We start from the raw sequence: 25296 nt of genomic DNA, 5'->3' as shown, positions 1-25296 counted from the left end.
GGCAGGACCGGCCGGACTGCCGGGCCAGTACACCGACACCGGGGCCGCCCCCGAAGGGGGTTATCCCGCGGCCCGGCTGCGGCTCCTCCAGGACGACGCCCCGGCGGGCCCGGACCGCCGCGCCGCCCTCGCCCGGCTGACCGACGGCTGGCTCGCCGCCCTCCTGGCCGGCGCCGCCACCGCCTCCGGCGTGCACGGCGCCGCCCTCGTCGCCGTCGGCGGCTACGGCCGCGGCGAACTCTCCCCGCGCAGCGACCTCGACCTCCTCCTGCTGCACGACGGCCGCGCCGACGCCGGCGCGGTCGCCGCTCTCGCCGACCGGCTCTGGTACCCCGTCTGGGACCTCGGCCTGGACCTCGACCACTCCGTACGCACCCCCGCCGAGGCCCGCACCGCGGCCCGCGAGGACCTCAAGGTGCAGCTGGGTCTGCTCGACGCCCGCCACCTGGCCGGCGACCCCGAACTGACCGCGGCGGTGCGCACCGCCGCGTACGCCGACTGGCGCGAGACCGCCCCCAAACGACTGCCCGAGCTCCATGATCTGTGCCAGGACCGCGCCGAGCGGCAGGGCGAACTGCAGTACCTCCTCGAACCCGACCTCAAGGAGGCCAGGGGCGGACTGCGGGACGCCACCGCGCTCCGGGCGGTCGCCGCGTCCTGGCTCGCCGACGCCCCGCGCGGCGGCCTGGAAGCCGCCCGCACCCGCCTGCTCGACACCCGTGACGCGCTCCACCTGGTCACCGGCCGCGCCACCGACCGGCTCTCCCTCCAGGAGCAGACCCAGGTTGCCGACGCCCTCGGCCTGCTGGATGCCGACGCCCTGCTGCGGCAGACCTACGAATCCGCCCGCACCATCTCCTACGCGGCCGATGTCACCTGGCGCGAGGTCGGCCGGGTGCTGCGGGCCCGGTCCGTGAAACCCCTGCTGCGGGGGCTGCTGAACGGCCGCACCACCGGCAAGGGGGAGCGCTCGCCGCTCGCCGAGGGCGTCGTCGAACTCGACGGCGAGGCGGTGCTGGCCCGCACCGCCCGCCCGGAGCGGGACCCGGTGCTAGTGCTGCGCGCCGCGGCAGCCGCCGCGCAGGCCGGACTGCCGCTGGCGGTGCATGCGATCCGTCGGTGCAACCTGGCCGCCGCGGCCCGGCCGCTGCCCGTGCCGTGGCCCGCAGAGGCCCGTGAGCAGCTGGTCACGCTCCTCGGCGCGGGCGCGCACACCGTGCCGGTATGGGAGTCCCTGGAGGCCGAGGGCCTCGTGACGCGGCTGCTGCCCGACTGGGAACGCGTCCGCTGCCGCCCGCAGCGCAACCCCGTCCACACCTGGACCGTCGACCGCCACCTCGTCGAGACCGCGGTCCGGGCGTCCGCTCTGACCCGCCGGGTGCACCGCCCCGACCTGCTGCTCATCGCCGCCCTGCTGCACGACATCGGCAAGGGCTGGCCCGGCGACCACTCGGTGGCCGGCGAGACCATCGCCCGCGATGTGGCCACCCGGCTCGGCTTCGGCACCCGCGATGTCGCGGTGATCGCCACCCTCGTACGGCACCATCTGCTGCTCATCGAGACCGCCACCCGGCGCGACCTGGACGACCCGGAGACGGTGGGCGCCGTCGCGGACGCCGTCGGCAGCGTGGGCACCCTGGAACTGCTGCACGCCCTGACCGAGGCCGATGCGCTCGCCACCGGGCCCGCTGCCTGGTCCGCCTGGCGCGGCGGACTCGTCGCCGACCTGGTCAAACGCGTCGCGGCGCAGCTCGCCGGGGAGGCCGTACCGGAGGGCCGGACGACGGATGAGCCGACCGCCGAGCAGGAGCGGCTGGCGATCGAGGCGGCCCGTACCGGCGGCCCCGTCCTGGCCCTGCACACCCGCGACGAGGCCCCCGCCGACGACGCTCCGGCGCCCGATAGCGGCCAGGAACCGGTCGGCGTCGAACTGCTCATCGCCGTCCCGGACCAGCCGGGCGTCCTCGCCGCCGCGGCCGGCGTCCTCGCCGTGCACCGCCTCACCGTCCGCGCCGCCGACCTGCGCACCCTCGACCCCATCGGCGAGGGCCCGGTCCTGCTCCTCAGCTGGCGGGTGGCCGCCGAATACGGCTCGCTGCCCCAGGCCGTCCGGCTGCGCGCCGATCTGGTCCGTGCCCTCGATGGCTCCCTCGACATCTCCGCCCGCCTCGCCGAACGCGAACGCGCCTACGCCCGCCGCTCCCGCGCGGTCCTCGCCCCGCCGCCCCGCGTCGCCGTCGCCCCGGGGACGTCCCGCACCGCGACCGTCATCGAGGTCCGCGCGCAGGACGCCCACGGGTTGCTGCACCGGATCGGGCGGGCGCTGGAGGATGCGGGCGTCAGCGTCCGCAGCGCGCACATCAGCACGCTGGGAGCGAACGCGGTGGACGCGTTCTATGTGACGGACACCAAGGGCGCTCCGCTGCCCGCCGACCAGGCCGCGGCCGTCGCCCGCGGGGTGCAGAGCGCCCTGGAGTGACCGGCGTCACCGCGCCCGCTGCCCGCCGGCCGCCCGCACACCGGCGGTCCGCGGTGGCCCGCTTGCCGAGCCGGATACCCTAGGAGGCGATTACCTCCGCCCCCGACCCCGAGGATCGACGACCGCCGTGTTCGATACGCTTTCCGACCGCTTGGCGAGTACTTTCAAAAACCTCCGGGGCAAGGGCCGCCTGAGCGAGGCGGACATCGACGCCACGGCGCGTGAGATCCGTATCGCCCTGCTTGAGGCGGACGTCGCCCTCCCCGTCGTCCGCGCCTTCATCAAGCAGGTCAAGGAGCGGGCCACCGGCTCCGAGGTCTCGCAGGCGCTGAACCCCGCCCAGCAGGTCATCAAGATCGTCAACGAGGAGCTCGTCGGCATCCTCGGCGGCGAGACCCGCCGGCTGCGCTTCGCCAAGACCCCGCCGACCGTCATCATGCTGGCCGGTCTCCAGGGTGCCGGTAAGACCACCCTCGCCGGAAAGCTCGGCCGCTGGCTCAAGGCGCAGGGCCACGCCCCGCTGCTCGTCGCCTGTGACCTCCAGCGCCCCAACGCCGTCAACCAGCTCTCCGTCGTCGCCGAGCGCGCCGGCGTCGCGGTCTACGCGCCCGAGCCGGGCAACGGCACCGGTGACCCCGTCAAGGTCGCCAAGGACTCCATCGAATTCGCCCGCGGCAAGCAGCACGACGTCGTCATCGTCGACACCGCCGGCCGCCTGGGCATCGACCAGGAGCTGATGCAGCAGGCCGCGGACATCCGCGACGCGGTCAGCCCGGACGAGATCCTCTTCATCGTCGACGCGATGATCGGTCAGGACGCGGTCAACACCGCCGAGGCGTTCCGCGACGGCGTCGGCTTCGACGGTGTGGTGCTCTCCAAGCTCGACGGTGACGCCCGCGGTGGTGCCGCGCTGTCCATCGCGCATGTCACCGGCAAGCAGATCATGTTCGCCTCCAACGGCGAGAAGCTGGACGACTTCGACGCGTTCCACCCGGACCGCATGGCGTCCCGCATCCTCGGCATGGGCGACATGCTGTCGCTCATCGAGAAGGCCGAGCAGACCTTCAGCCAGGCCGAGGCCGAGAAGATGGCGGCCAAGCTCCAGAAGGGCCCCAAGGAGTTCACGCTTGACGACTTCCTGGCCCAGATGGAGCAGGTCCGGAAGATGGGCTCCATCTCCAAGCTCCTCGGCATGCTGCCCGGCATGGGGCAGATGAAGGACCAGATCAACAACCTCGACGAGCGTGAGGTCGACCGTACGGCCGCCGTCATCAAGTCGATGACCCCGGCCGAGCGCCAGGAGCCGACGATCATCAACGGCTCGCGGCGCGCACGTATCGCCAAGGGCTCCGGTGTCGACGTCAGCACGGTGAAGAACCTCGTCGAGCGGTTCTTCGAGGCCCGCAAGATGATGTCGAAGATGGCCCAGGGCGGCGGTATGCCGGGCATGCCGGGGATGCCGGGCATGGGTGGCGGCGCCGCCCGGAAGAAGAAGCAGGTCAAGCAGGCCAAGGGCAAGCGCAAGAGCGGCAACCCGATGAAGCGCAAGGCCGAGGAGGAGGCCGCGGCCGCCCGCCGCGAGGCCGCCGAGGCCGGCAACCCGCTGGGCCTGCCGCAGGGCGGCCAGGACCCGCAGAACTTCGAACTCCCCGACGAGTTCAAGAAGTTCATGAGCTGAGCCGTACGGCTATAGCTGCGAGCCCCCGGTCACGCTGTGGCCGGGGGCTCGCGCGTGCCGTCGGCAGGGGCCTGCTCCCGCCGATCCGAGCCACTGCACCCGCCCAGGGGTCCGGCGTCACAGCTCCGGGAGGGGGCGTCCCCACGGGTCGTAGCAGCCGGTCAGCCTCGGTGCGCCGGACGACAGGCCGGAGACGACGGCGACCGTGCTGCGGGTGACGAAGACCTGGGTGCGGAAGGCGAGCACGGCCGTATCGCCGGGCCGCGCGTCGCCCGGCTCCAGCAGCCGGTGGTAGTCGATGTTCTCCGCAGGCGCGTCCCGCACCGCCAGGCGCGCGCCGGTGCGTGGGATCAGTGCGGACCTGATGGCGGCCCGTGGGTAGAAGCCACCGCCGAACAGTGCCGGGCGGCCGTCCGCGAGTGTGTGCGCGACCTCGGTGACGTAGACATACGCGGGCCGTTCCGGCTGCCTCGGGTCGACGGCGTGCAGGGGAGTGGTGCCGGTCAGGGCGTGCCCCGGTTCCCCGTGGGTGGCGCCGAGACGGGCCAGCAGCGGCAGGCTCGCCATCGATGTGACGCCGGGGGCGCTCAGGGTCAGCCGGCCGGGGGTGATCCCGGCCCGGTTGGCCAGCAACTCCCTGGCGGTGTGGGCCAGTTGGAAGTTCTGGGTGGGGGAAGGCCGGCCTGTGGTGGGATCGCACGCCAGGCACGGGAAGGCCGTAACACCTGCGATGCGTACGCCCGGAAGCCGTGCGGCCCCGGCGGCGAAGGCGTCCAGACCGGCGAGCGGCACTCCGCCCTCCTGCCCCGGATGGACGGCGCCCGGCGCGCCCTCGACGCGGACGAGAATGTCCTGGACGAGACCGAGACGGCGGGCCGCGTCCGAGACGGCGCGGGCGTTGGCGAGGTCGTAGACGGTGACCGCCGCCGGCCTCCAGGCGAGCAGCTCCGGCAGCGCACGGAGCGGGATCTGCGCCAGATGCCCGAGGTTCCCGGCGCGCGCGCCTGCCGCCCGCAGCACCCGGGCCTCCGGAGCGTCGATCGCGGCGAACACCGGGAGGTGCCGGGCGATGGCCCGGATCAGCTCCGGATTGCGGCCGACCTGCTTGACCACGGGCCAGAGGGAGAGGCCCAGACGCCCGGCCTCCGCGGCGAGCAGCGCGGCGTTGGACGCCACGGCGTCCCGGTCCAGCACATAGGTGTCCGGCGGAATGGCGCCGCACTCGTGCAGCTCGGTCGCACAGGCGGCCAGCCGGGGATTGCGGGCGAGGACGGTGTCGAGGAACACGGTCAGTCCCTGGGGTTGCAGCCGTCGCGGTGGGCGTCGTCGTGCTCGCACAGGTCGTCCAGCGCCCGGCGGAGGATGCCCAGAACGAGATCCGCGCCGGCCCGCATGGGGTTGATCCGTACGGTCCAGTCGGCGAGCTCGGGGACGTCGGCCAGCGCGGAGCCGGACAGCCGGTAGAACAGCGGGGCGATCTCGTAGCGGGAGTTGGCGCCGACCGGATACGGGGCGGCGCCGTGCCGCGCGGCGGCGGCCGGCAGCGCACGGGCCAGCGGCCGGTCCAGGCGCACCAGAAGACAGCGGTCCTGCACATTGGCGAGCGCCACCTCGGCGACCCCTGGAACCTCACCGGCGGTCAGCCGCTCCGCGACCTCGGCCGCCACCTGCGACTGCACCGCCCACATCACCGGCACATGGGTCAGCGCCCGCAGCGCGTCCAGCGCCTGGTGGCCCTGGACCTGGCCGCCGCCGGAGTAGTTGTCCGCCCGCACCCGCGCCACCAGGTCCGCGCCGCCGACGACCGCCCCGACGCCCTCCGGGCCGTGCAGCTTGAACAGCGAGAAACAGGAGGCGTCGGCGCCCAGCTCCACCCCGCACGCGGGGACCCGCAGCACCGCGTAGTTGTCGTCCACGACCGTGCGCACCCCCGCCGCCCGGCACGCCGCCAGCACCGCGCCCAGGTCGTAGGAGTCGGCCGGCCGCTGCCGGGTGTGCTGCACATACGCCCATCCGAACCGCCCGGACGTCAGTGCCCGCGCCAGCTCCCACCGGTCGTTGAAGTCCGCCTCCACGGCCCGGACGCCCAGGCCGCGCAGGGTGACGGCGGTGGTGTGGTAGACCGGCGCGCGGTGGATCAGCAGCGGATCGCCCGCCTCCAGGACGGCGCCGAGCGCGGCCCGGATCGCGCCGGTGCCCGCGCCCTGCACCAGCGCCGCGGCCTCGGCCCCGAAGAAGTCGGCGAGCACCGCCTCGACCCCGGCGGTGCTCCGCGGCCGGCCCAGCCCCGGCACCACCCCGGCGTCCGCCTCGAAGAGCTGCTGGCCCTCGAAGTGCCGGGCGGTGCACTCCAGCAGCCGGAACTGGCGGGTCAGCGCGTCGGGGAGGGCGACGGCCGGGAGCGGGAAGGTGCGGGGGAGGCGCGGCGGGTCCGTCGGACGGGCCGGTTCCGTGGGGCCTGTGGGGCCTGTCGTGCGTGTGGGATCTGTAGGGCCTGTAGGGCCTGTCATGCGTGTGGGACCTGTGGGGTCCATAGGGAGTGCGGTCACCTCGGTGCCCTTCCCGTCAGGAACCGCAGCGGATTGCGCCGCGTCAGCCCGTCGATCAGCTCCTCGTCCGCCCCGGCCGCCCGCAGCCGCGGCAGGAAGAACCGGAAGAGGTGCCCGTACCCGCCGCCGCCCTCGCCGGTCAGATAGCCGTGCCGGGAGACATCGCAGCTGAGCAGCACCCGGTCCGCGTGCCCGGCCTCCAGCAGCGCCAACAGCAGCCGCAGCCGTACCGCGTCGCTCTGGTAGCGCTCCTTGCCGACGGTGTCGAAGGCGACATACGCGCCGGCCGCCGCCACCTTCCGGTGGACGGCCGGGTCGTCGAGCAGGTCCTGATGGCCGATGCTGATCCGGTGCGGCGGCAGCCCGGCCGCCGTCAGCAGCTCCAGCTGGGCGAGACCGCCGCGGCCGAGCTGCGCGTGGGTGGCCAGCGACAGGCCGGTAGCGGCGGCCGCGCGGGCGGCGGCGGCCAGCGTCCGCGTCTCCGGCTCGCTCGGCGCGTCTCCGTGGCTGCCGGCCTCGCCGACGACACCCGGACGGATACCTGTGGTGCCGCACCCGTGCTCGATCTCGTCGGTCAGCGCCGCGGCCAACCGCCCGGTGTCCGCGGTGGCGACCCCCGGCGGGTGGAACGCCTCGTGGTACCAGCCGGTGCCCGCGACGACCGCCACGCCCGACGCCTCGGCGATCCGGGCCAGGGCGCGGACGTCCCGGCCCATGCCCCGGCAGGTCAGCTCGATGACGAGGGCGAGCCCGAACTCCTCGCGCAGCACGGCGAGTTCGGCGGTGACGGCGGGCCGGTGGCGTTCGGCCAGGACCGCCGCCGGGTCGGTGCCGCGGGTGAGATCGAGGGCCAGATGCTCATGGGCGAGCACCGGCCCGCGTACGGCGCACACAGGCAGCGGACCCGAAACGGTGCGCAGCAGGTCGTGCCTGTCGTGCCTGACGTGCGGGTCGTGGGGTGCGTGCAGGTCGGTCATGGAGGTCCTTCCCCGGCCGTGTCGTACGCGGCCGCGCCCCGCTCCGGGCGGGGTACCCGAGCTCAGGACGTGAGGGGGGTGAACAGGCCCAGCCAGTACAGGACGTTGAGGAGGACGCCGCCGGCGATGACCGCGGCGGGGCCCGCCGCCATCCGGACCACGATCCGCCCCATCGCCTCGTTCAGCAGGTACAGCCCGCCGACGACCAGGATGCCGAGGCCGCCACCCATGGCGTTGGCGGCCATCAACGAGCCGAAGAGGATGGCCAGTTGAAGGGTGTCGCCGATCGCGCCCCGCAGCCGCTCCGAGGAGTCGCGTACGGACGGCAGCCTGCCCAGGACCCGGCCGATCCCGCTGAGGGCCAGCACCTCGACGGCGAAGACCAGCGCACCGCACACCAGCGCCAGCCACGGGTTCGGCAGCAGATAGCCGAGCGGATAGACGACGGTGAAGCCCGCGATGCCGTACGCGCCGGAGGCCAGCGCGGTGGTGGCGATCAGCGGGAGGAACCCGAACGCGCGGTAGAAGTCGACCTGCGCCGCCTCCGCGTACTGCCCTTTGGCGATGAGGAAGCTGGTCGCCTCACCGCCCCCGAACATGTGCGTCTGCGACAGCAGGCACACACCGGCGCCGAGCACCATGAACAGCGGCAGATGGCGCCGCAGTCGGGCCGCGCTCGCGCTGAACAGCGACGCCATCGGGTCATCGGCGCCTTCCTCGTCCGGCATCGCCCCGTCCCGGTCGCCCGCCCGCCGCTCCCGCAGGTCCTTGGCCACGGCGAACCCGATCAGCATCAGCACACCGGCCGCCATCGCCAACGACCCGGCGAACACCTTCGGCCACAGCTTCATCGTCAGCACGACGAGCACCAGCTCCACCACGCCCACGAGGGCGCCCCGCGCCCTGCCGAACTGCTTGCTGACCGCCAGCACCGGGAACAGCGCGAACAGGAAGAGAATCGGCGTCGCCATCTGCTGCATGGCCGTCAGGAAGTCGACCGGCAGGCGGTGCGCCGCGTCGTCGGCCCCCTTGAGACCGAAGACGACCACCGCGCCCCACGCGCCGCCCAGCACCGGCGCCAGCCACTTCCGCGGCGCGAGGATGCCGAGAACGTCGGTCGGCAGGAACACCAGCCAGGGATTGAGCACCCCGGACGACAGCGCCATCGGCGCGCCGAGCCCGAAGACGAACCCCGCCGAGAGCCCGAAGGACACCGCGGTGGTCGCACCGCGCCTGGCCCGCCCCTGGACGAAGTCCAGCATGAACGGCCGTACGCCGTCGTTGAAGACCGCCAGCGCCAGATGCGAGACGAACGCGGTCAGCGCACACAGGGCGATGACCGTCAGCCGCTGCGCCGGAGTGAAGTCCAGTCCGCCCGCCGCGGCGGCCAGTTGGGCGCCCACGGGGTGTCAGGCGGTACGGGCGGCGAGGGCGCGGGCGAGCGCGGGCGTGATCGCGTCGATCTGGTCGACGGCGAAACCGAAGACCTTCTTGCCCTCGTCCAGCAGCGCCTCGATCTGCGCACCGCTGGGGACCGACCGCCCGAAGGTGTGGCAGGCGGCCGCGCCCATCAGGCCGACCAGCACACCGAGCGAGGCACCGGCCCCGGTGTGGCAGGTGCCGAGGAAGTAGTCGGCCCGCCCGGCCCGCAGCTGCACCGCCGCGTCCATGTCGCTGCTGACGACGATCTCGACGCCCGGCAGCCCGAGGCCCGTCACCGCGCTCGCGACCTCGGACTTGCCGACGCCGCCGGTGAGGATCTTCGTCATGGTGTGTCCCTTCGCGACGAGGCGTCCGCCCGCACCGCCGGGCCGGTGCGCGCGGGCGGTTCCGCGCGCAGGACGGCGAGGTGCAGAGCCAGGAAGTTGATCTCCGAGCGGGGCAGCGTGGCGCCCAGCTCCCGGCCGGCCCGTACGGCGACGGCACGGGCACGGGCGACCGCCTCGGGATGGCCGGCGAGCTCCGCGGCCACCGCCGCGTCGGTGTGGAACTCCTCGACGGACTCGCCGTCCAGCAGCCGGGTCAGCGCCATCAGCAGATGGCTGGTGAGCATCCCCGCACTGTCCTCGGTGACCCGCCGCCCCTCGGCGGCCAGCGCCTCCAACTCGTCCGCCACGAACGCGGCGACCTCCGGCCGCACCCGGCCGCTCTCACGGAAGATCCGGATGCGCCGGGCGAGTGGGGATTCCATGGGCGGCCGCCCTTCCCTCGACGGGACAGTAGCCAGGGATCTGGATTCTCCCCCTGGGTGCCGCCGCCCATGCGCCGTCCGTCACCCGCTGGCAGACGCAGATCCTCCCGCAGCCGCCCAGGGACCCTCGCCACCCGGACGAGTAAGCCCTATGGCGTCCTCGCGATCAGATACCGGAACACATTCGGCATCCACACCGTGCCGTCCGCCCGCTGATGCGGATGCAGCGCCTCGCCCAGCTCCTTCTCCACCAGCCGCTGCTCGGTCGCCTCCAGAGCCCTGTCGAACAGCCCCGTCGACAGCAGCCCGCGCACCGCGCTCGCCAGATCCGCGTACCCGAACGGGCAGGCCACCCGGCCCGACCCGTCCGGCCGCAGCCCGGCCCGCTCCGCCAGTTCCTCCAGGTCGTCCCGGTGGGTCGGCCGCCATCCCGCGGAGCCGACGACGGATTCCCGCGGCGCATCGGCCAGCCGCCGCTGCGCCACCCGCAGCACTCCGGCCGTCGCACACCGCTCCACCGGGCCCCAGCCGCCCAGCACCACCGCGCCGCCCCGCTCCACCAGCCGGGTCGCCGCGGTCAGCGACGCCGTCAGCCCCTCGACACTGCTCACACAGCCCACCGGATGAAATGCGGTCACTACGTTGTAGGCGGACGCGGACGCGGACGCGGAGGCAGAGGCGAAGGCGGCATCGCCGGACGCCGCTGCCTCCGGCCCGCCGCTGATCAGCCGGGTCGGCTCCGGCCCGCGGTCCGGCGTCAGCCGCTCACGCGCCAGCTCCAGCCGCCACTCGTCCGCATCCACACCACTGACCTGCGCACCGCGCGCCGCCGCCAGCAGCAGCGCCAGCCCCGAGCCACAGCCGAGCCCCAGCAACCGGGTGCCGGGACCGACACCCAAACGGTCGTACGCGGCTTCATACAGCGGTACCAGCATCCGCTCCTGGATCTCCGCCCAGTCACGGGCGCGCGCCCGTGAGCCGACCGCCTCCGGAAGGCCGTCGGAATCCATGGATACGGAAGTCGGAAGCTGCTGCCGCACGAGCGTGGGTGACATCGAAAGCGCCCCTATTCGCCGAGAACCCGAAGCTGATCAGTGCCGTCCGCCCCCGATGTTTTCGCGCGTTGTGCGCCCCCGTAATCCAGACAACTGCTCATCCGTCCGGGCGTCCAGGGGATGCGCCGGGGTTGTCTCCCGCGCGCCCCCGTATGCGCCGGGCCGCGCCCCGAAGCGCCGTTCCAGGGTGCCCCGGCGCGCGTGCTTCTGCCATGCAACGGCCGTCGGCCCGTGCGCCCTGGCCCTACGGTGGGCCGTACCGGGATGATTCCGGGGCGACGCCGGACAGTCTCGCGACAGGGCCGGTGCCGGAGGCAGGCAACACGCCAGTAACATCGCCGCGGTGATCGTTGCCCCGGCATACGATCGGCCTCCATCGTGCGGCGTACGCGGTGGTACGTACCGGCTTGAGTGGCGCTGAGCGGCTTCTCCGCAGATCGACGCACCACTCCCACGGCATAACCCATGACCAGAAACTGACTGGTACGTGCAAAATATTTGGGATGCCCCGGAATCGGAACACTGGGCGACCCCGGCTCGTTGTCACGACGTGAGCACGACACCACCAGTCCTCGCCGCCGAGCTGGCGCTCGCGTGGGCCGATATTCAACGGCACCACCCCGAGCTGCCGGACCTGGCCGCGCCCGAGTCCCTGATCGGAGAGTCCTCGTCCGCCTGCGGCGCCGAGCTCTCCTTCGAACGGCTGCTCCATGAGGCAGTCCATGGCATCGCCGCCGCCCGCGGCATCCGAGACACCTCCCGCGCAGGCCGCTACCACAACCGCCGGTTCCTGGCGATCGCCGAGGAGCTGGGCCTGGACCACGTCGACGAGCCCCATCCCAGTAGCGGCTTCTCCCTGGTCACGCTCAGCACCGACGCCAGAAGGCGCTACCGCCCCACCATCGAGCGACTGGCCAGAGCCCTCAAGGCACACACCGCCGCGACGGCCACCGACACCACCCGCAGCTTCCGCGGCCCGGCCGCCCGGCACGGCTCCTCCGGGGGCGGCGTCCGCGTCAAGGCCGTCTGCGACTGCGGGCGCAATGTCCGGGTCGTTCCGTCGGTGCTGGCGCAGGCGCCCATCGTCTGCGGCGGCTGTGGCAAGCCCTTCCGTATCCCCGAGGTGGCCGCGGTCGGCTGACCGTGCGGCGTGTGGCACAATGAACAGCTGTACTCGACAGCCGCATAGGACCCCTCTCTCCTCCGGCTGACGCGTCCATCGGGCACTCCGAGTACCGCAACCCCACGTGGCATCCCGTTGTGCCCAACCACGTCAAGACCAGGAGACACCACTTCCGTGGCAGTCAAGATCAAGCTGAAGCGCCTGGGCAAGATCCGCGCGCCTCACTACCGCATCGTCATCGCCGACTCCCGTACCCGCCGTGACGGCCGGGCCATCGAGGAGATCGGCCTGTACCACCCGGTGCAGAACCCCTCGCGCATCGAGGTCGACTCCGAGCGTGTCCAGTACTGGCTGGGTGTCGGCGCGCAGCCGACCGAGCCCGTCATGGCCATCCTCAAGGTCACCGGCGACTGGCAGAAGTTCAAGGGCCTGCCGGCCCCGGCGCCCATGAAGGTCGCCGAGCCGAAGGCCGACAAGCGCGCCCTCTTCGAGGCCGCTGCCAAGGCTTCCGGCGACGAGCCCAAGGGTGAGGCCATCACCCCGAAGGCGAAGAAGGCTGACAAGAAGGCGGATGAGGCTGCGGCCGAGTCCACCTCCGAGTCGACCGAGGCCTGAGCATGCTCGAGGAAGCCCTCGAGCACCTCGTCAAGGGCATCGTCGACAACCCCGATGACGTGCAGGTAGCCTCGCGCACCCTGCGCCGCGGGCGCGTCCTCGAGGTCCGGGTCCACCCCGACGACCTCGGCAAGGTGATCGGCCGCAACGGCCGTACCGCCCGTGCCCTGCGGACCGTCGTGGGCGCCATCGGCGGCCGGGGCATCCGCGTCGACCTCGTCGACGTCGACCAGGTTCGCTGACAGTTGAACACCGGCTCGGGCCGGGGAGGGCCTTGGGCCCGCCCCGGCCCGTAGTCGTCTACGGACTCATGCCGTAGGCACACGTAAGGGAGTACTTAGCGTGCAGTTGGTAGTGGCACGGATCGGCCGAGCCCACGGCATCAAGGGCGAGGTCACGGTGGAGGTGCGCACCGACGAGCCCGAGCTGCGGCTCGCACCGGGTGCGGTGCTCGCCACCGACCCCTCCTCCGCAGGACCGCTGACCATCGCGACCGGGCGGGTGCACAGCGGCCGGCTGCTGCTGCGCTTCGAGGGCGTCCAGGACCGTACGGCCGCGGAGGCGCTGCGCAACATCCTGCTGATCGCGGAGGTCGACCCCGAGGAAGTCCCGGAGGACCCCGAGGAGTTCTACGACCACCAGCTGATCGACCTCGATGTGGTCACCCGTGACGGCACTGCCGTCGGCCGCATCCTGGAGATCTCGCATCTGCCCTACCAGGACCTGCTGATCGTCAAGCGGCCCGACGGCAGCGAGGTCATGGTGCCGTTCGTCAGCGAGATCGTCCCGGAGATCGACCTTGAGGAGCAGCGCGCGGTCATCGACCCGCCGCCCGGCCTCCTCGACGAGAACCAGGCGGAGATCGCCACCGGCCGCGAGGACAGCTGATGCGGCTCGACGTCGTCACGATCTTCCCCGAGTACCTGGAGCCGCTGAACGTCTCCCTCGTCGGCAAGGCCCGCGCCCGGGGGCAGCTCGATGTGCGCATCCACGACCTGCGGGACTGGGCGCACGACAAGCACAACACCGTCGACGACACCCCCTACGGCGGCGGCCCTGGCATGGTCATGAAGCCGGAGCCGTGGGGCGAGGCGCTGGACTCCGTCGTCGGGTCCGGGGAGGGCGACGCCCGGCCGGTGATCGTCGTCCCCACCCCCAGCGGCAAGCCCTTCACCCAGCAGCTCGCCGTCGAACTCTCCGCCAAGCCCTGGCTGGTGTTCACCCCGGCCCGCTACGAGGGCATCGACCGCCGCGTCATCGAGGAGTACGGCGACCGCTTCGACGTCCGCGAAGTGTCCATCGGCGACTATGTCCTGGCCGGTGGCGAGGCCCCGGTCCTCGTCATGGTCGAGGCCGTCGCCCGGCTGCTGCCCGGTGTCCTCGGCAACGCCGCCTCCCACCAGGACGACTCCTTCGCCCCCGGGGCGATGGCCGACCTCCTGGAAGGCCCCGTCTACACCAAGCCACCGGAGTGGCGTGGCCGCGGCATCCCCGACGTGCTGATCAGCGGCCACCACGGGAAGATCGCCCGCTGGCGCCGCGACGAGGCGTTCCGTCGCACCGACCGCAACCGCCCCGATCTGATCGGGCGCGCCGACCCCGCCGTCTTCGACAAGAAGGACCGCGAAATCCTCGCGGCACTGGGCTGGTCGCAGGGAACGGACGGCCGATTTGGGCGTACGAGCGAGGCCGTGGAAGAATAGGCCGCTGCTGTGTGCGTCCGGCGCGCGCCCCTGCCACAGGGGGAACGACGCCCGCCCGACGGAACGGCATCCGAAACCCTTCTTACGACATTCCGCTGATGACCTGTGGCATCAGCGAAGAAAGCAGACGCAATGTCTCACCTGCTCGACACCGTCGACTCCGCGTCGCTGCGCAGCGACGTCCCGGCGTTCCGCCCCGGCGACACCGTCAACGTCCACGTCCGCGTCATCGAGGGCAACCGCTCCCGTGTGCAGCAGTTCAAGGGCGTTGTCATCCGCCGTCAGGGCGCCGGCGTGCGCGAGACCTTCACGGTCCGCAAGGTCAGCTTCTCCGTCGGCGTCGAGCGCACCTTCCCGGTGCACACCCCGATCGTCGAGAAGATCGAGATCGTGACCCGCGGTGACGTCCGCCGCGCCAAGCTGTACTACCTCCGTGACCTCCGCGGCAAGGCCGCGAAGATCAAGGAGAAGCGCGAGCGCTGAGCCGCTCCGCCCCGGACCGCGATTTTTTGCGCCGGGGCAACGCTTGGCGACGCTCGCGTCGGGCGTCCGGGCCCGGCCGGTTAGGCTCAGGGCCCGATGGACACTGACGCACAGCTCTCGGAGCGCGACCACTCTCCCGCCCCCACCAAGGGGCCGGAGCAGCGGTCGCGCTCCGCGCGTTTCCTCGCAGGTTTCGCCGGCCTCCGGCACCGGCCGGTCACCCTCCTCGCGCTCTGTCTGGCCTTTCTGCTGCTTCTCAGCAACTTTGTGATGCAGCCCTTTCTGATCCCCAGCTCCTCCATGGAGAACACCCTGCGGATCGGGGACAGAGCGCTGGTCAACAAGCTGGCGTACCGTTTCGGCGGCGAGCCGCGCCGGGGCGATGTCGTGGTATTCGACGGCACGGGGTCTTTCGTTCACAGGGAGCCGGGGGAGAATCCCGTCACGGGACTGCTGCGCGGCGCCGGCGCGGCGCTGGGCCTGGCCCGGCCCGCCGAGACCGACTACGTCAAACGCGTGATCGGCGTCGGCGGTGACCGTGTGACCTGCTGCGACAAACGGGGGCGGATCAAAGTGAACGGTAAGCCCGTGACCGAGGGCTATCTCTACCCGGGGGACGCGCCGTCCTCGGTGGAATTCGACATCGTGGTGCCGGAGGGAAAGCTGTGGGTGATGGGGGACCACCGCGCCAGATCCAGCGATTCCCGCGACCACCTCGGCGAGCCGGGCGGCGGCACCGTCCCGGTCGGCAAGGTGATCGGCCGGGCGGACTGGATCAGCTGGCCGGTGAGCCGCTGGACCACCCTCGACCACCCACGGTCCTACGACGGCATACCCGCGCCGGCAGGTCCCCATGGGTAACCGCGGACGCCCCCGCCACGGGGGCCAGAGCGCCACGGGACGGGGCCGCGGCGCCCGCCGTGCGCACGGCGGCACCGGGGGGCAGGGGGAGGCCGACGGCTCGTCCGGGGGCCGCCCGGCGACCGGCGGGCGGGCTGAGCGACGCCGCCAGGCGCGGCGCATCAAACGCCGCAGGCAGCGCTCCTACCTCAAGGAAATCCCCATCCTCATCGGCGTGGCGCTGGCCATCGCCCTCGTCCTGAAGACCTTCCTCGTCCAGGCGTTCGTGATCCCGTCGGGCTCCATGGAGCAGACGATCAAGATCGGCGACCGGGTGCTGGTCGACAAGCTCACCCCCTGGTTCGGCTCGAAACCCGAGCGCGGCGACGTCGTCGTCTTCAAGGACCCCGGAAACTGGCTGCCGCCCGCCGAGAAGGCCCGCATCGGCGACGACGGGCCGGTCGTTAAGCAGTTCAAGGAATTCATGGCCTTCATCGGGCTGCTGCCGTCTGCCGATGAACAGGACCTGATCAAACGGGTGATCGGCGTCGGCGGAGACACCGTCAAATGCTGCGACAAACAGGGCCGCGTCACCGTCAACGGCACCCCCCTGACCGAAGCGTACGTGCACCCCGGCAACCCGCCCTCCCAACTGAAGTTCACCGTCAACGTCCCCACCGGGCGGATCTTCGTCATGGGCGACCACCGCTCCGACTCCGCCGATTCGCGCTTCCACTTGGACGAGCCGTACCGTGGCACGGTCTCGGAGGAGAACGTCGTCGGCAGCGCCGCCGTGATCGCCTGGCCGTTCAGCCACTGGCGGCACCTCGAAGAGAACGACACCTTTGCGACCGTGCGCGACGCGCCGGGCGCGAAGACGACGGCCGCCGGAGCGCCGCATAGGGTGTCCCCCGAGACTTTGGCTGTACTCCCGACCCCTGCGGAACTCCCGCTCGTTATGGGAGTGGTGGGCCTGCACCGATTTTCGGGTGGGCGAAAGCGTGGAGTAAGGAGCAGATGTGGGGGACTTGGCGGTCGGCGCGCGGTCCGGAACCGAAGAGCCCGAAGAGCCGGCGGGGCAGGCTGAGTCCCCGGAGCCGGTGACGAGTTCCGTGCATCAGGCGCAGCCACAGCGGTCAGCACAGACCGACGGGCCCGCGGACCAGAAGGAGAGCGGCAGCGTGAAGAAGGGCAAGAAGCCACGCGCCTTCTGGAAAGAGCTGCCCATCCTCATCGGCATCGCCCTACTGCTCGCGCTGCTGATCAAAACGTTTCTGGTGCAGGCGTTCTCCATCCCGTCGGACTCCATGCAGGACACCCTGCAGCGCGGCGACCGGGTCCTCGTCGACAAGCTGACGCCGTGGTTCGGGTCGGAGCCGCAGCGCGGCGAGGTCGTCGTCTTCCACGACCCCGGCGGCTGGCTCAACGAGGTGCCGATGGCCGAGCCCAACGTCGTCCAAGAGGTCCTCAGCTTCATCGGCCTGATGCCGTCGTCCAAGGAGAAGGACCTGATCAAGCGGGTCATCGCGGTCGGCGGCGACACCGTCGAATGCAAGGGGACCGGCCCGGTCAAGGTCAACGGCAAGGCCCTCAAGGAAGACTCCTACATCTACCCCGGTGCCACTCCCTGCGGCGACCGGCCGTTCGGCCCGATCCACGTCCCCAAGGGCCGGATCTGGGTCATGGGTGACCACCGAGACGACTCCCTCGACTCCCGCTATCACCAGAATCTCAAGGGCGGCGGCACCGTCTCCGTGGAGCGGGTCGTCGGCCGCGCCTTCACGGTCGCCTGGCCGATCAACCGCTGGGCGACCCTCCCGGTGCCCGACACGTTCGACCAGGCCGGGATCAACCAGACATTGGCCGCGGCTCCGGCCGCGCTGGGCCTCGCCGGCGCCGTACCGATCGTTCTGTGGCGCCGCCGGAGGCTGACCGGAGAACGTACCCCCAGGTAGGGTGCCGTCCCAGATCTTCGACGCGGGCCGCGCCCGCGGGGTGGGAGCGCTGGGATGAGCAGCAGTACGGAACGCCAGACCGGACAGCACACTGCCCGCAGCCGGACCACGGGCAGTGTGCTGTCCGGTCTTGCTGTGGCCGCAGGCTGTGCGCTGTTCCTCGGCGGCTTCGTATGGGGGGCACTGGTCTACCGCCCGTACACGGTGCCGACCGACTCGATGTCGCCGACGATCTCCGCCGGCGCCCGGGTGCTGGCCGAGAGGGTCGACGGCTCCGCGATACGCCGCGGCGACGTCGTCGTCTTCAAGGACAAGGTGTGGGGCGACCTGCCGATGGTCAAGCGCGTCGTCGGCGTCGGCGGCGACAAGGTCGCGTGCTGCACCAAGGACGGCCGCCTGACCGTCAATGGAACTCCCATCGAGGAACCGTATCTGCAAGGCGACGGACCCGCCTCACCCACCGGCTTCAAAGCCACCGTCCCCACCGGCCAGCTCTTCCTGCTCGGCGACCACCGCAACGACTCCCTCGACTCCCGCGTCCACCTCACCGACGGCGACGACGGCTCCGTACCGCGCAGCGCCGTGCAGGCCCGAGTGGACGCCAGCGCCTGGCCGCTCGGCAGCATCGGCATGATGCACCGCCCCGCGGCCTTCACGGAGCTGCCGGGCGGCACCTCACAGCCCGGCCCGGTGCAACCTCTCACCTTCGCCGTCCTGGCCGGCGCGGTTCTCATCCTGGTCGGCGCGGCCCATGGGCCGATCACCCGACGGAAGAGGCGTAAGAGTGCGTGAGGTGCGCGACGTGGGTGGTGGCATGGGTCGAGGCGTGAGCAGGGAAACGGGAGACGGCATGAGTGAGGGTGTGGGCGGTGGCGCTCCCGACGAGCCGACCGAGGTGCGGCAGGTCTCCCGCGTCGTGCTCCTCGACCCCGACGACCGGATCCTGCTGCTGCACGGCTTCGAACCGGACGACCCGACCGACACCTGGTGGTTCACCCCCGGCGGCGGCCTGGAAGGCACCGAGAGCCGTGAGGCGGCGGCCCGTCGCGAGCTCGCTGAGGAGACCGGCATCACAGACGCCGTCATCGGGCCTGTCCTGTGGAAACGCCGCTGTTCCTTTCCGTTCGACGGGCGGCGCTGGGACCAGGACGAGTGGTACTACCTGGGACGAACCGACCGCACCGCCACTCACACCGGCGGGCTGACGGACCTGGAGCGACGCAGCGTCTCGGGACTGAGGTGGTGGACTTCGGCGGAACTGTCCGCCTCGCATGAGACGGTGTATCCGACCAGACTCGCCGAGCTGCTGCGCACGCTGCTCGACGAAGGGCCCCCGAGTGCGCCGGTGCTCCTGGAGACCGAGAGGGTCTGACGCACAATAGGGGGACGCACGGCTGAAGGGGATCTGCCATGAGCGCCGAGGACCTCGAGAAGTACGAGACCGAGATGGAGCTGAAGCTCTACCGGGAGTACCGCGACGTCGTCGGGCTGTTCAAATATGTGATCGAGACCGAGCGCCGCTTCTACCTCACCAATGACTACGAGATGCAGGTGCACTCGGTCCAGGGCGAGGTGTTCTTCGAGGTCTCGATGGCCGACGCTTGGGTCTGGGACATGTACCGCCCGGCCCGGTTCGTCAAGCAAGTACGGGTGCTGACGTTCAAGGATGTGAATATCGAGGAGCTCAATAAGAGCGACCTTGATCTTCCGGGGAGCTGAGGGCCGGGCTGCTGGGGCTGGGCTGCTGGGGCTGGGCTGGGCTGCGCGGCGGCTGTGTGGTGGCTGCGTGGTTGGCGCGCCGCGGCGGCTTCAACGTGGGTGAGGCCCGGCACGGAGACGTGCGCTGAGGACCGACCGTGACCGGGGTCAGTTCCTTCCCCCGGCCACGCCGCCGCCGTACCGCCTGCGGGTGACGGGGTTATCCACAACCGACGGGTTGTGCACCAAGATCCAATAGATGGTGGCGGGGGCGTCAGAGTCGGTGCCGGAGGTGGTGCCGCATGAACGCCATGCAGGCCGGCCCGGGGGCCGGGAAGCCGACGCAGCTCGGGGACACGACGCAGGCCGGGGGCCGGGCGGAAGCCGGGTGCCGGGCGGAGGCCGAGGAACGGACGAAGGCCGCTGCGGCCGGGCCAGAGGCCGGAACCCACACGCGCACGGGAGCCGCCGAGGCCGCGGACGGCGCGGAGCGGGACGGGCGCGCGGCGCGGGGGAGAGCATCGGCCAGTGGGCCGGCAAGCGAGTCGGCCCGCGGGCCGGGCAGCAGGGCGCGCACCGGCCGTCGACAAAAACCGCGGCGTCACAAGCCGGGCGACACCGCCGAGCGCCGCCCCGCCCGCACGTCGACCGACCCTCGGCGTGCGCTCGGCCGCTACGGCGAGGACCTGGCAGCCCGGCGGCTCAGCGAGGCCGGGATGCGGATCCTGGACCGAAACTGGCGCTGCCGCGACGGCGAGATCGACATCGTGGCCGCAGACGGTGACGCACTCGTGGTCTGCGAGGTCAAAACCCGCCGCGCCGGGTCGTACGAACACCCTATGGCCGCCGTACGCGCCGAGAAGACCGAACGACTACGACTGCTCGCGGAACGCTGGCTGGAACGAAACGGCGGCCCGCCACCCGGCGGCGTACGCATCGATGTCGTCGGTGTGCTCCTGCCCGCCCGCGGCGCACCCGTCGTCGAACACGTACGGGGGGTGGCGTGATGGGATTCGCCCGCACCTGCTCCGTCGCCCTGGTCGGCGTCGAAGGCGTCGTCGTCGAGGTCCAGGCCGACCTGGAGCCCGGCGTCGCGAACTTCACCCTGGTCGGGCTGCCGGACAAGAGCCTGGTCGAATCCAAGGACCGCGTGCGCGCGGCGGTGGCGAATTCCGGCGCCGAATGGCCGCAGAAGAAACTCACCGTCGGACTCAGCCCGGCATCCGTCCCCAAAAGCGGCAGCGGCTTCGACCTCGCCGTGGCCTGCGCGGTCCTCGGTGCCGCCGAGCGCCTCGACCCCCGCGAGCTCACCGACCTGATGATGATCGGCGAACTCGGACTGGACGGCCGGGTGCGCCCCGTACGCGGAGTGCTGCCCGCCGTCCTGGCCGCCGCCGACGCCGGATACCGCCAGGTCGTCGTGCCGGAACAGACCGTCGCCGAAGCCTCGCTCGTCCCCGGCGTCTCCGTCCTCGGCGTGCGCAGCCTGCGCCAACTCATCGCCGTCCTCACCGACGAACCCGTCCCGGACGAGGACGAGACGCTGGAAGAAGGCCGCCCCGACCCTCTCCTGGCCGGCCTGGTCGTCCCCGGCACAGGCGTCGGTGCAGGGCTGCCACCCGGAGACCGCACCCTCGACCTGTCCGATGTCGCAGGCCAGCACAACGCCCGCCGCGCCCTGGAGGTAGCCGCCGCCGGACGCCACCACATCTTCTTCAAAGGCCCGCCCGGAGCCGGCAAAACCATGCTCGCCGAACGTCTCCCAGGGCTGCTACCGCCCCTGTCCCCCAAGGAATCACTGGAGGTCACCGCCGTCCACTCGGTAGCCGGCACCCTCCCGCCGGGGCAACCACTCGTCGACCGGCCGCCCTACTGCGCCCCGCATCACTCCGCGACCATGGCGTCCCTCGTCGGCGGCGGCACCGGACTGCCCCGCCCCGGAGCCGTATCGCTGGCCCACCACGGCGTGTTGTTCGTGGACGAGGCCGCGGAATGCAGCGCAAAGGTCCTGGACGCACTCCGCCAGCCGCTGGAATCCGGCCACGTCGTCGTCGCCCGGGCCGCCGGCATGATGCGCATGCCCGCCCGCTTTCTGCTCGCACTCGCGGCCAATCCCTGCCCTTGCGGGCGGCACGGCACCAGCGGTGGCGGCTGCGAATGCCGCCCGTCCTCGATCCGCCGCTACCAGGCCCGGCTCTCCGGTCCCCTGATGGACCGCGTGGACCTGCGGATCGCCGTGGAACCGGTCGCCCGCTCCGAACTGATCGCCCTCGGCCGTGGCGCCGAAACCAGCGCGGAAGTAGCCGAACGCGTACGGGCCGCACGCGAACGCGCCGCAGCCCGCTTCGCCGGCACCCCCTGGCACACCAACAGCGAGGTCCCCGGCCATGAACTGAGAACCCGATGGCAGGTACACCCTGGCGCACTGGCCCAGGCCGAACGCGACCTGGAATGCGGCCTGCTGACCGCCCGAGGCCTGGACCGCGTCCTCCGCGTCGCCTGGACAGCCGCCGACCTAGCCGCCCGCGACCGCCCCACAACCGAAGACGTCAACTGGGCACTGGAACTACGCACCGGCGTACGACGCGGCACGGTGACGGCCGTGGGAGGGCGATAGGCCGGGGGGCGCTGGGAGGAGAGGGAGGAGGGATCGCTGCTGCGGCCTGGTCGAAGCGCAAGACGCAGGCTGCCGACCGCACGGCCGCACCACGAGCAGGGGGAAACGATGAATGGGACGGACCTGTGGGGATTCGCCAAGGGCGGGGCAGCCGACGGCGTGCACAACCAAAGCCGCGCCACCGCTACGGCAGCGCCCGAGCAGCGGCATGTGCCGCGTACGAGAGACGAGCCGCACCGCACCACACGTACGACTGACCTGGAAGAGCCAGCACAGCAAGCCCCGGACGAGCCACAGCGCATGGCGCGCGCGGCCCTCACCCGCATCCTCGAACCAGGCGATGAAACCGCCGGCCGCTGGCTGCGCGAGATGGGTCCGGAATCCCTCTGGCGCGCGTTGTCCGGCGACGCAGCTCCGCCCAAAGGCGCGTCAGCGACCAAGGTCGAGGGCCTGCGGCTGCGCGCCGCACGAGCCAGCGGCCCCGGCGCGGACCTCGCCGCCGTCGCCGCGCTCGGCGGCCGTTTCATCAGTCCCGGAGACGAAGAATGGCCCCGACAACTGGACGACCTCGGCGACGGCCGCCCCATCGGCCTGTGGGTGCGCGGCCCGGCGAACCTCCGGCTCTGGGCGCTGCGATCGGTCGCCGTAGTCGGCGCGCGGGCCTGCACCGACTACGGCGCCCACCTCGCCGCCACCCTCGGCGCAGGCCTCGCCGACCGGGGCTGGACAGTCGTATCCGGCGCGGCGTACGGGGTCGACGGCGCAGCCCACCGCGGGGCGCTGGCCGCGGACGGCGCGACCGTCGCCGTACTCGCCTCCGGCGTCGACTACGCCTACCCGCGCGGACACACCGAGTTGATCGGACGCATCGCCGAACAAGGCCTGCTGGTAGCCGAGTTACCGCCCGGCGACCACCCCACCCGCAGCCGCTTCGTCCAGCGGAACCGCGTCATCGCCGCACTCACCCGAGGCACCGTGGTCGTGGAAGCCGAACTCCGCAGCGGTTCCCTGGTCACCGCCCGCCGAGCGCTGGCCCTCGGACGCTTCACGATGGGCATGCCGGGACCCGTCACCAGTGGACTCTCCGCCGGCGTACACCAACTCCTGCGCGGCGAGGCCCTGGTGGTCACCCATGCCGACGAGGTCGTCGAACTCGTCGGCAGCATCGGCGACCTCGCCCCGGAGCGGCGCGGTCCGACCCTCACCCGCGACCTCCTGGACCCCGTCGCGACCCGCGTCCTGGAGGCGTTGCCCGCGCGTGGCGGAACGGACACCGCCCACCTGGCACGGGAGTCGGGCACGCCCCGCGACATCACGCAGGGCAAGCTCCTTGAGCTGCAATCCCTCGGATTCGTTCAAAAGTGCGGTGGAGGCTGGGAGTTGGCGCGACGCGCCGAGTCCGCCGGCGCATTCCGGCGAGGCGGTACTTGACCTGGGGCGAACGGGTGAAAGGGTGAGGGGAATGACCGCAGAATCCAGGTTTGCCATGCTTCGGCGCGCCGGGCCGGCCCACAAGGAGACCGTGAAGTGGCGCAGCGGACGCACGGAAGACCGCACGCCGCGTCACCCCGCCCGGTCGCACTGCCCCTCGGGGCCTCGCGTCCGGCACGACGTACGCGTGTCGTCACACCGTACGAGGTAACCCCGAGGTGCGGGCAGCGGAACGTATCTGCGTACCGCCAACCTTGCTTCCTCGCACACCGCGACGCGGCAGTCACGCTACGCTCACAGACAATTCACCCGCACACATCCACCGACCAGTGTCTCGGCAGAACGGCTCAAGGCGACGAATGCCCCAGCACACCTCCGGGTCTGACCGCGCGGCAGTACCTCCCGCCGCGCGCGGCAACGTGCGCCCCGCCGCGCCCACCTCGCTCAACGAGCTGTGGCGCTCCTACAAGGCATCGGGCGACGGGCGGTTGCGGGAGCAGCTGATCCTCCACTACTCGCCCCTGGTCAAGTACGTCGCCGGCCGGGTCAGCGTCGGACTGCCCCCCAACGTCGAACAGGCCGACTTCGTCTCCTCCGGAGTTTTCGGACTGATCGACGCCATCGAGAAGTTCGAACCCGAACGCTCCATCAAGTTCGAGACCTACGCCATCACCCGCATCCGCGGCGCCATGATCGACGAGCTGCGCGCGCTGGACTGGATCCCGCGATCGGTACGGCAGAAAGCCCGCGCCGTGGAACGGGCCTACGCCACGCTCGAAGCGCAGCTGCGCCGCACCCCTTCCGAAGCGGAAGTCGCGGACGAGATGGGCATCGCGCTGGAGGAACTCCACAGTGTGTTCAGCCAGCTGTCCCTGGCGAACGTGGTCGCTCTGGAAGAGCTCCTCCACGTCAGCGGCGAGGGCGGTGAACGGCTGAGCCTGATGGACACCCTGGAGGACACGGCCGCCGACAACCCCGTCGAGATCGCCGAGGACCGCGAGCTGCGGCGACTGCTCGCGCGCGCCATCAACACCCTCCCCGAACGCGAGAAGACCGTCGTCACGCTCTACTACTACGAGGGACTCACGCTCGCTGAGATCGGCAATGTCCTCGGCGTCACGGAAAGCCGGGTCAGCCAGATCCACACCAAGTCCGTACTGCAGCTCAGAGCGAAACTGGCCGACGTCGGACGCTGAGCCTCGTCTCGCCGTGTCGCCATGCGGAGTGCCACGGCGTGCCTGCCATCCGTAGAGTGGTGGTGTGCCAAGGATTCGAGCGGCCTCTGTGGCCGAGCACCGGACGATGCAGCGCGGCGCCCTTCTGGACGCCGCCCGCTCCTTGCTGTCCGAAGGCGGAACGGAAGCGCTGACCTTCCCCGCCCTCGCCGAGCGCACGGGACTCGCGCGCTCCTCCGTATACGAGTACTTCCGCTCCCGCGCGGCCGTCGTCGAGGAGCTGTGCGCTGTCGACTTCCCGGTGTGGGCCGCGGAGGTCGAGGCGGCGATGGACCGCGTCGATACGGCCGAGGAGAAGGTCGAGGCGTACGTACGACAGCAGCTGGCCCTGGTCGGTGACCGCCGCCACCGCGCCGTCGTCGCCATCTCGGCCGGTGAGCTGGACGCCGGCGCGCGCGAAAAGATCCGCGCGGCGCACGGCGGACTGATCGCCATGATCGTCGAGGCCCTTGCCGCTCTGGGCCACGAACAACCCCGACTCGCGGCCATGCTCTTGCAGGGCGTCGTGGACGCCGCGGTGCGCCGCATCGAACTCGGGGCCGCCGAGAACCCGGAGCAGATCACGGAGGCGGCGGTGGCCATGGCGCTACGCGGCGTCCGCGGCTGACCCGGGGAGCCTCCCCCCCCCGCCCCCCGCCCCCCCCGCCCCTCCACCCACTCGACGCTC

General features: G+C 71.8%; 25 protein-coding genes and 1 pseudogene. 19 read left to right on the top strand and 7 right to left on the bottom strand.

The annotated features are described in order from the left end of the window. Positions 1–16: 16 nt before the first annotated feature. The gene (locus AB0I10_RS31605) at positions 17–2479 is read left to right on the top strand and encodes a [protein-PII] uridylyltransferase (RefSeq protein WP_363156108.1); all 2463 of its coding nucleotides are present in this window, start codon (positions 17–19) and stop codon (positions 2477–2479) included. 127 nt (positions 2480–2606) lie between these two features. Then, positions 2607–4157: a signal recognition particle protein gene (gene ffh, locus AB0I10_RS31600; RefSeq protein WP_363156100.1), complete on the top strand. Its 1551-nt coding sequence runs from the start codon at positions 2607–2609 to the stop codon at positions 4155–4157. Between the two features lie 117 nt (positions 4158–4274). On the opposite strand, the gene AB0I10_RS31595 is transcribed toward ffh, so the two are convergent. The 7 genes from AB0I10_RS31595 to AB0I10_RS31565 form a co-directional block, all read right to left on the bottom strand. Next, positions 4275–5444 carry an alanine racemase gene (locus tag AB0I10_RS31595; protein WP_363156099.1) on the bottom strand — a complete coding sequence of 390 codons (1170 nt, stop codon included), beginning with the start codon at positions 5442–5444 and terminating at the stop codon, positions 4275–4277. 2 nt (positions 5445–5446) lie between these two features. Further along, entirely contained in the window at positions 5447–6667 is a 1221-nt protein-coding gene (locus AB0I10_RS31590) for an aminotransferase class V-fold PLP-dependent enzyme (RefSeq protein ID WP_363156098.1), read from the bottom strand. Positions 6668–6702: 35 nt separating this feature from the next. Beyond that, the gene (locus AB0I10_RS31585) at positions 6703–7683 is read right to left on the bottom strand and encodes a phosphotriesterase (RefSeq protein ID WP_363156097.1); all 981 of its coding nucleotides are present in this window, start codon (positions 7681–7683) and stop codon (positions 6703–6705) included. A gap of 62 nt (positions 7684–7745) precedes the next feature. Then, on the bottom strand, positions 7746–9086 hold the full coding sequence (locus tag AB0I10_RS31580; protein ID WP_363156096.1) for a YhfT family protein: 1341 nt from the start codon (positions 9084–9086) through the stop codon (positions 7746–7748). 6 nt (positions 9087–9092) lie between these two features. Next, positions 9093–9452 carry a DUF2620 family protein gene (locus AB0I10_RS31575; RefSeq protein ID WP_363156095.1) on the bottom strand — a complete coding sequence of 120 codons (360 nt, stop codon included), beginning with the start codon at positions 9450–9452 and terminating at the stop codon, positions 9093–9095. Further along, the gene (locus tag AB0I10_RS31570) at positions 9449–9874 is read right to left on the bottom strand and encodes a transcriptional antiterminator (protein ID WP_363156094.1); all 426 of its coding nucleotides are present in this window, start codon (positions 9872–9874) and stop codon (positions 9449–9451) included. The genes AB0I10_RS31575 and AB0I10_RS31570 overlap by 4 nt, the downstream gene beginning before the upstream one ends. 149 nt (positions 9875–10023) lie before the next feature. Further along, positions 10024–10929, bottom strand: a complete 906-nt coding sequence (locus AB0I10_RS31565; RefSeq protein WP_363156093.1) for a methyltransferase domain-containing protein — start codon at positions 10927–10929, stop codon at positions 10024–10026. A 550-nt stretch (positions 10930–11479) separates the two neighbouring features. Here AB0I10_RS31565 and AB0I10_RS31560 point away from each other — a divergent pair. The 17 genes and pseudogenes from AB0I10_RS31560 (at position 11480) to AB0I10_RS31480 (ending at position 25236) form a co-directional block, all read left to right on the top strand. After that, on the top strand, positions 11480–12070 hold the full coding sequence (locus AB0I10_RS31560) for a hypothetical protein (protein WP_363156092.1): 591 nt from the start codon (positions 11480–11482) through the stop codon (positions 12068–12070). Positions 12071–12226: 156 nt separating this feature from the next. Then, the gene (gene rpsP, locus AB0I10_RS31555; protein WP_006602842.1) at positions 12227–12667 is read left to right on the top strand and encodes a 30S ribosomal protein S16; all 441 of its coding nucleotides are present in this window, start codon (positions 12227–12229) and stop codon (positions 12665–12667) included. A gap of 2 nt (positions 12668–12669) precedes the next feature. Next, complete coding sequence (locus tag AB0I10_RS31550; protein ID WP_003980229.1) at positions 12670–12909, top strand: RNA-binding protein; 240 nt, start codon at positions 12670–12672, stop codon at positions 12907–12909. Positions 12910–13009: 100 nt separating this feature from the next. Further along, positions 13010–13555 carry a ribosome maturation factor RimM gene (gene rimM / locus AB0I10_RS31545; protein WP_363156091.1) on the top strand — a complete coding sequence of 182 codons (546 nt, stop codon included), beginning with the start codon at positions 13010–13012 and terminating at the stop codon, positions 13553–13555. Next, entirely contained in the window at positions 13555–14370 is an 816-nt protein-coding gene (gene trmD, locus AB0I10_RS31540; protein ID WP_363156090.1) for a tRNA (guanosine(37)-N1)-methyltransferase TrmD, read from the top strand. The genes rimM and trmD overlap by 1 nt, the downstream gene beginning before the upstream one ends. A gap of 132 nt (positions 14371–14502) precedes the next feature. Beyond that, positions 14503–14853: a 50S ribosomal protein L19 gene (gene rplS, locus AB0I10_RS31535; RefSeq protein ID WP_363156089.1), complete on the top strand. Its 351-nt coding sequence runs from the start codon at positions 14503–14505 to the stop codon at positions 14851–14853. 96 nt (positions 14854–14949) lie between these two features. Next, positions 14950–15714 carry a signal peptidase I gene (gene lepB / locus AB0I10_RS31530; protein WP_363156088.1) on the top strand — a complete coding sequence of 255 codons (765 nt, stop codon included), beginning with the start codon at positions 14950–14952 and terminating at the stop codon, positions 15712–15714. Further along, positions 15707–16780: a signal peptidase I gene (lepB, locus tag AB0I10_RS31525; protein ID WP_363156087.1), complete on the top strand. Its 1074-nt coding sequence runs from the start codon at positions 15707–15709 to the stop codon at positions 16778–16780. The genes lepB (AB0I10_RS31530) and lepB (AB0I10_RS31525) overlap by 8 nt, the downstream gene beginning before the upstream one ends. Further along, positions 16722–17648, top strand: coding sequence for a signal peptidase I (gene lepB, locus AB0I10_RS31520; protein ID WP_363156107.1), 927 nt, complete (start codon positions 16722–16724; stop codon positions 17646–17648). The genes lepB (AB0I10_RS31525) and lepB (AB0I10_RS31520) overlap by 59 nt, the downstream gene beginning before the upstream one ends. A gap of 54 nt (positions 17649–17702) precedes the next feature. Then, a complete protein-coding gene (gene lepB, locus AB0I10_RS31515) occupies positions 17703–18440 on the top strand; it encodes a signal peptidase I (RefSeq protein WP_363156086.1) in 738 nt (245 codons plus the stop codon). Positions 18441–18498: 58 nt separating this feature from the next. After that, positions 18499–19020 carry an NUDIX hydrolase gene (locus AB0I10_RS31510; protein ID WP_363156085.1) on the top strand — a complete coding sequence of 174 codons (522 nt, stop codon included), beginning with the start codon at positions 18499–18501 and terminating at the stop codon, positions 19018–19020. Between the two features lie 38 nt (positions 19021–19058). Then, a complete protein-coding gene (locus AB0I10_RS31505; RefSeq protein ID WP_003980220.1) occupies positions 19059–19367 on the top strand; it encodes a DUF2469 domain-containing protein in 309 nt (102 codons plus the stop codon). Between the two features lie 635 nt (positions 19368–20002). Further along, positions 20003–20353: pseudogene (locus AB0I10_RS31500) on the top strand (YraN family protein); the annotation flags it as partial. Beyond that, positions 20353–21963, top strand: a complete 1611-nt coding sequence (locus AB0I10_RS31495) for a YifB family Mg chelatase-like AAA ATPase (protein ID WP_363156084.1) — start codon at positions 20353–20355, stop codon at positions 21961–21963. The pseudogene AB0I10_RS31500 and the gene AB0I10_RS31495, both read left to right, overlap by 1 nt. Positions 21964–22263: 300 nt before the next feature. Next, entirely contained in the window at positions 22264–23394 is a 1131-nt protein-coding gene (dprA, locus tag AB0I10_RS31490; protein WP_363156106.1) for a DNA-processing protein DprA, read from the top strand. Positions 23395–23753: 359 nt separating this feature from the next. Next, a complete protein-coding gene (gene whiG, locus AB0I10_RS31485; RefSeq protein ID WP_363156083.1) occupies positions 23754–24590 on the top strand; it encodes an RNA polymerase sigma factor WhiG in 837 nt (278 codons plus the stop codon). A gap of 106 nt (positions 24591–24696) precedes the next feature. After that, entirely contained in the window at positions 24697–25236 is a 540-nt protein-coding gene (locus tag AB0I10_RS31480) for a helix-turn-helix domain-containing protein (RefSeq protein ID WP_363156105.1), read from the top strand. Positions 25237–25296 lie beyond the last annotated feature (60 nt).

This window comes from Streptomyces sp. NPDC050636 (assembly GCF_040654775.1).
Lineage (GTDB): Bacteria > Actinomycetota > Actinomycetes > Streptomycetales > Streptomycetaceae > Streptomyces.
Note: the sequence above shows the minus strand (reverse complement) of the source record. Positions and strands in the feature narration are given on the sequence as shown.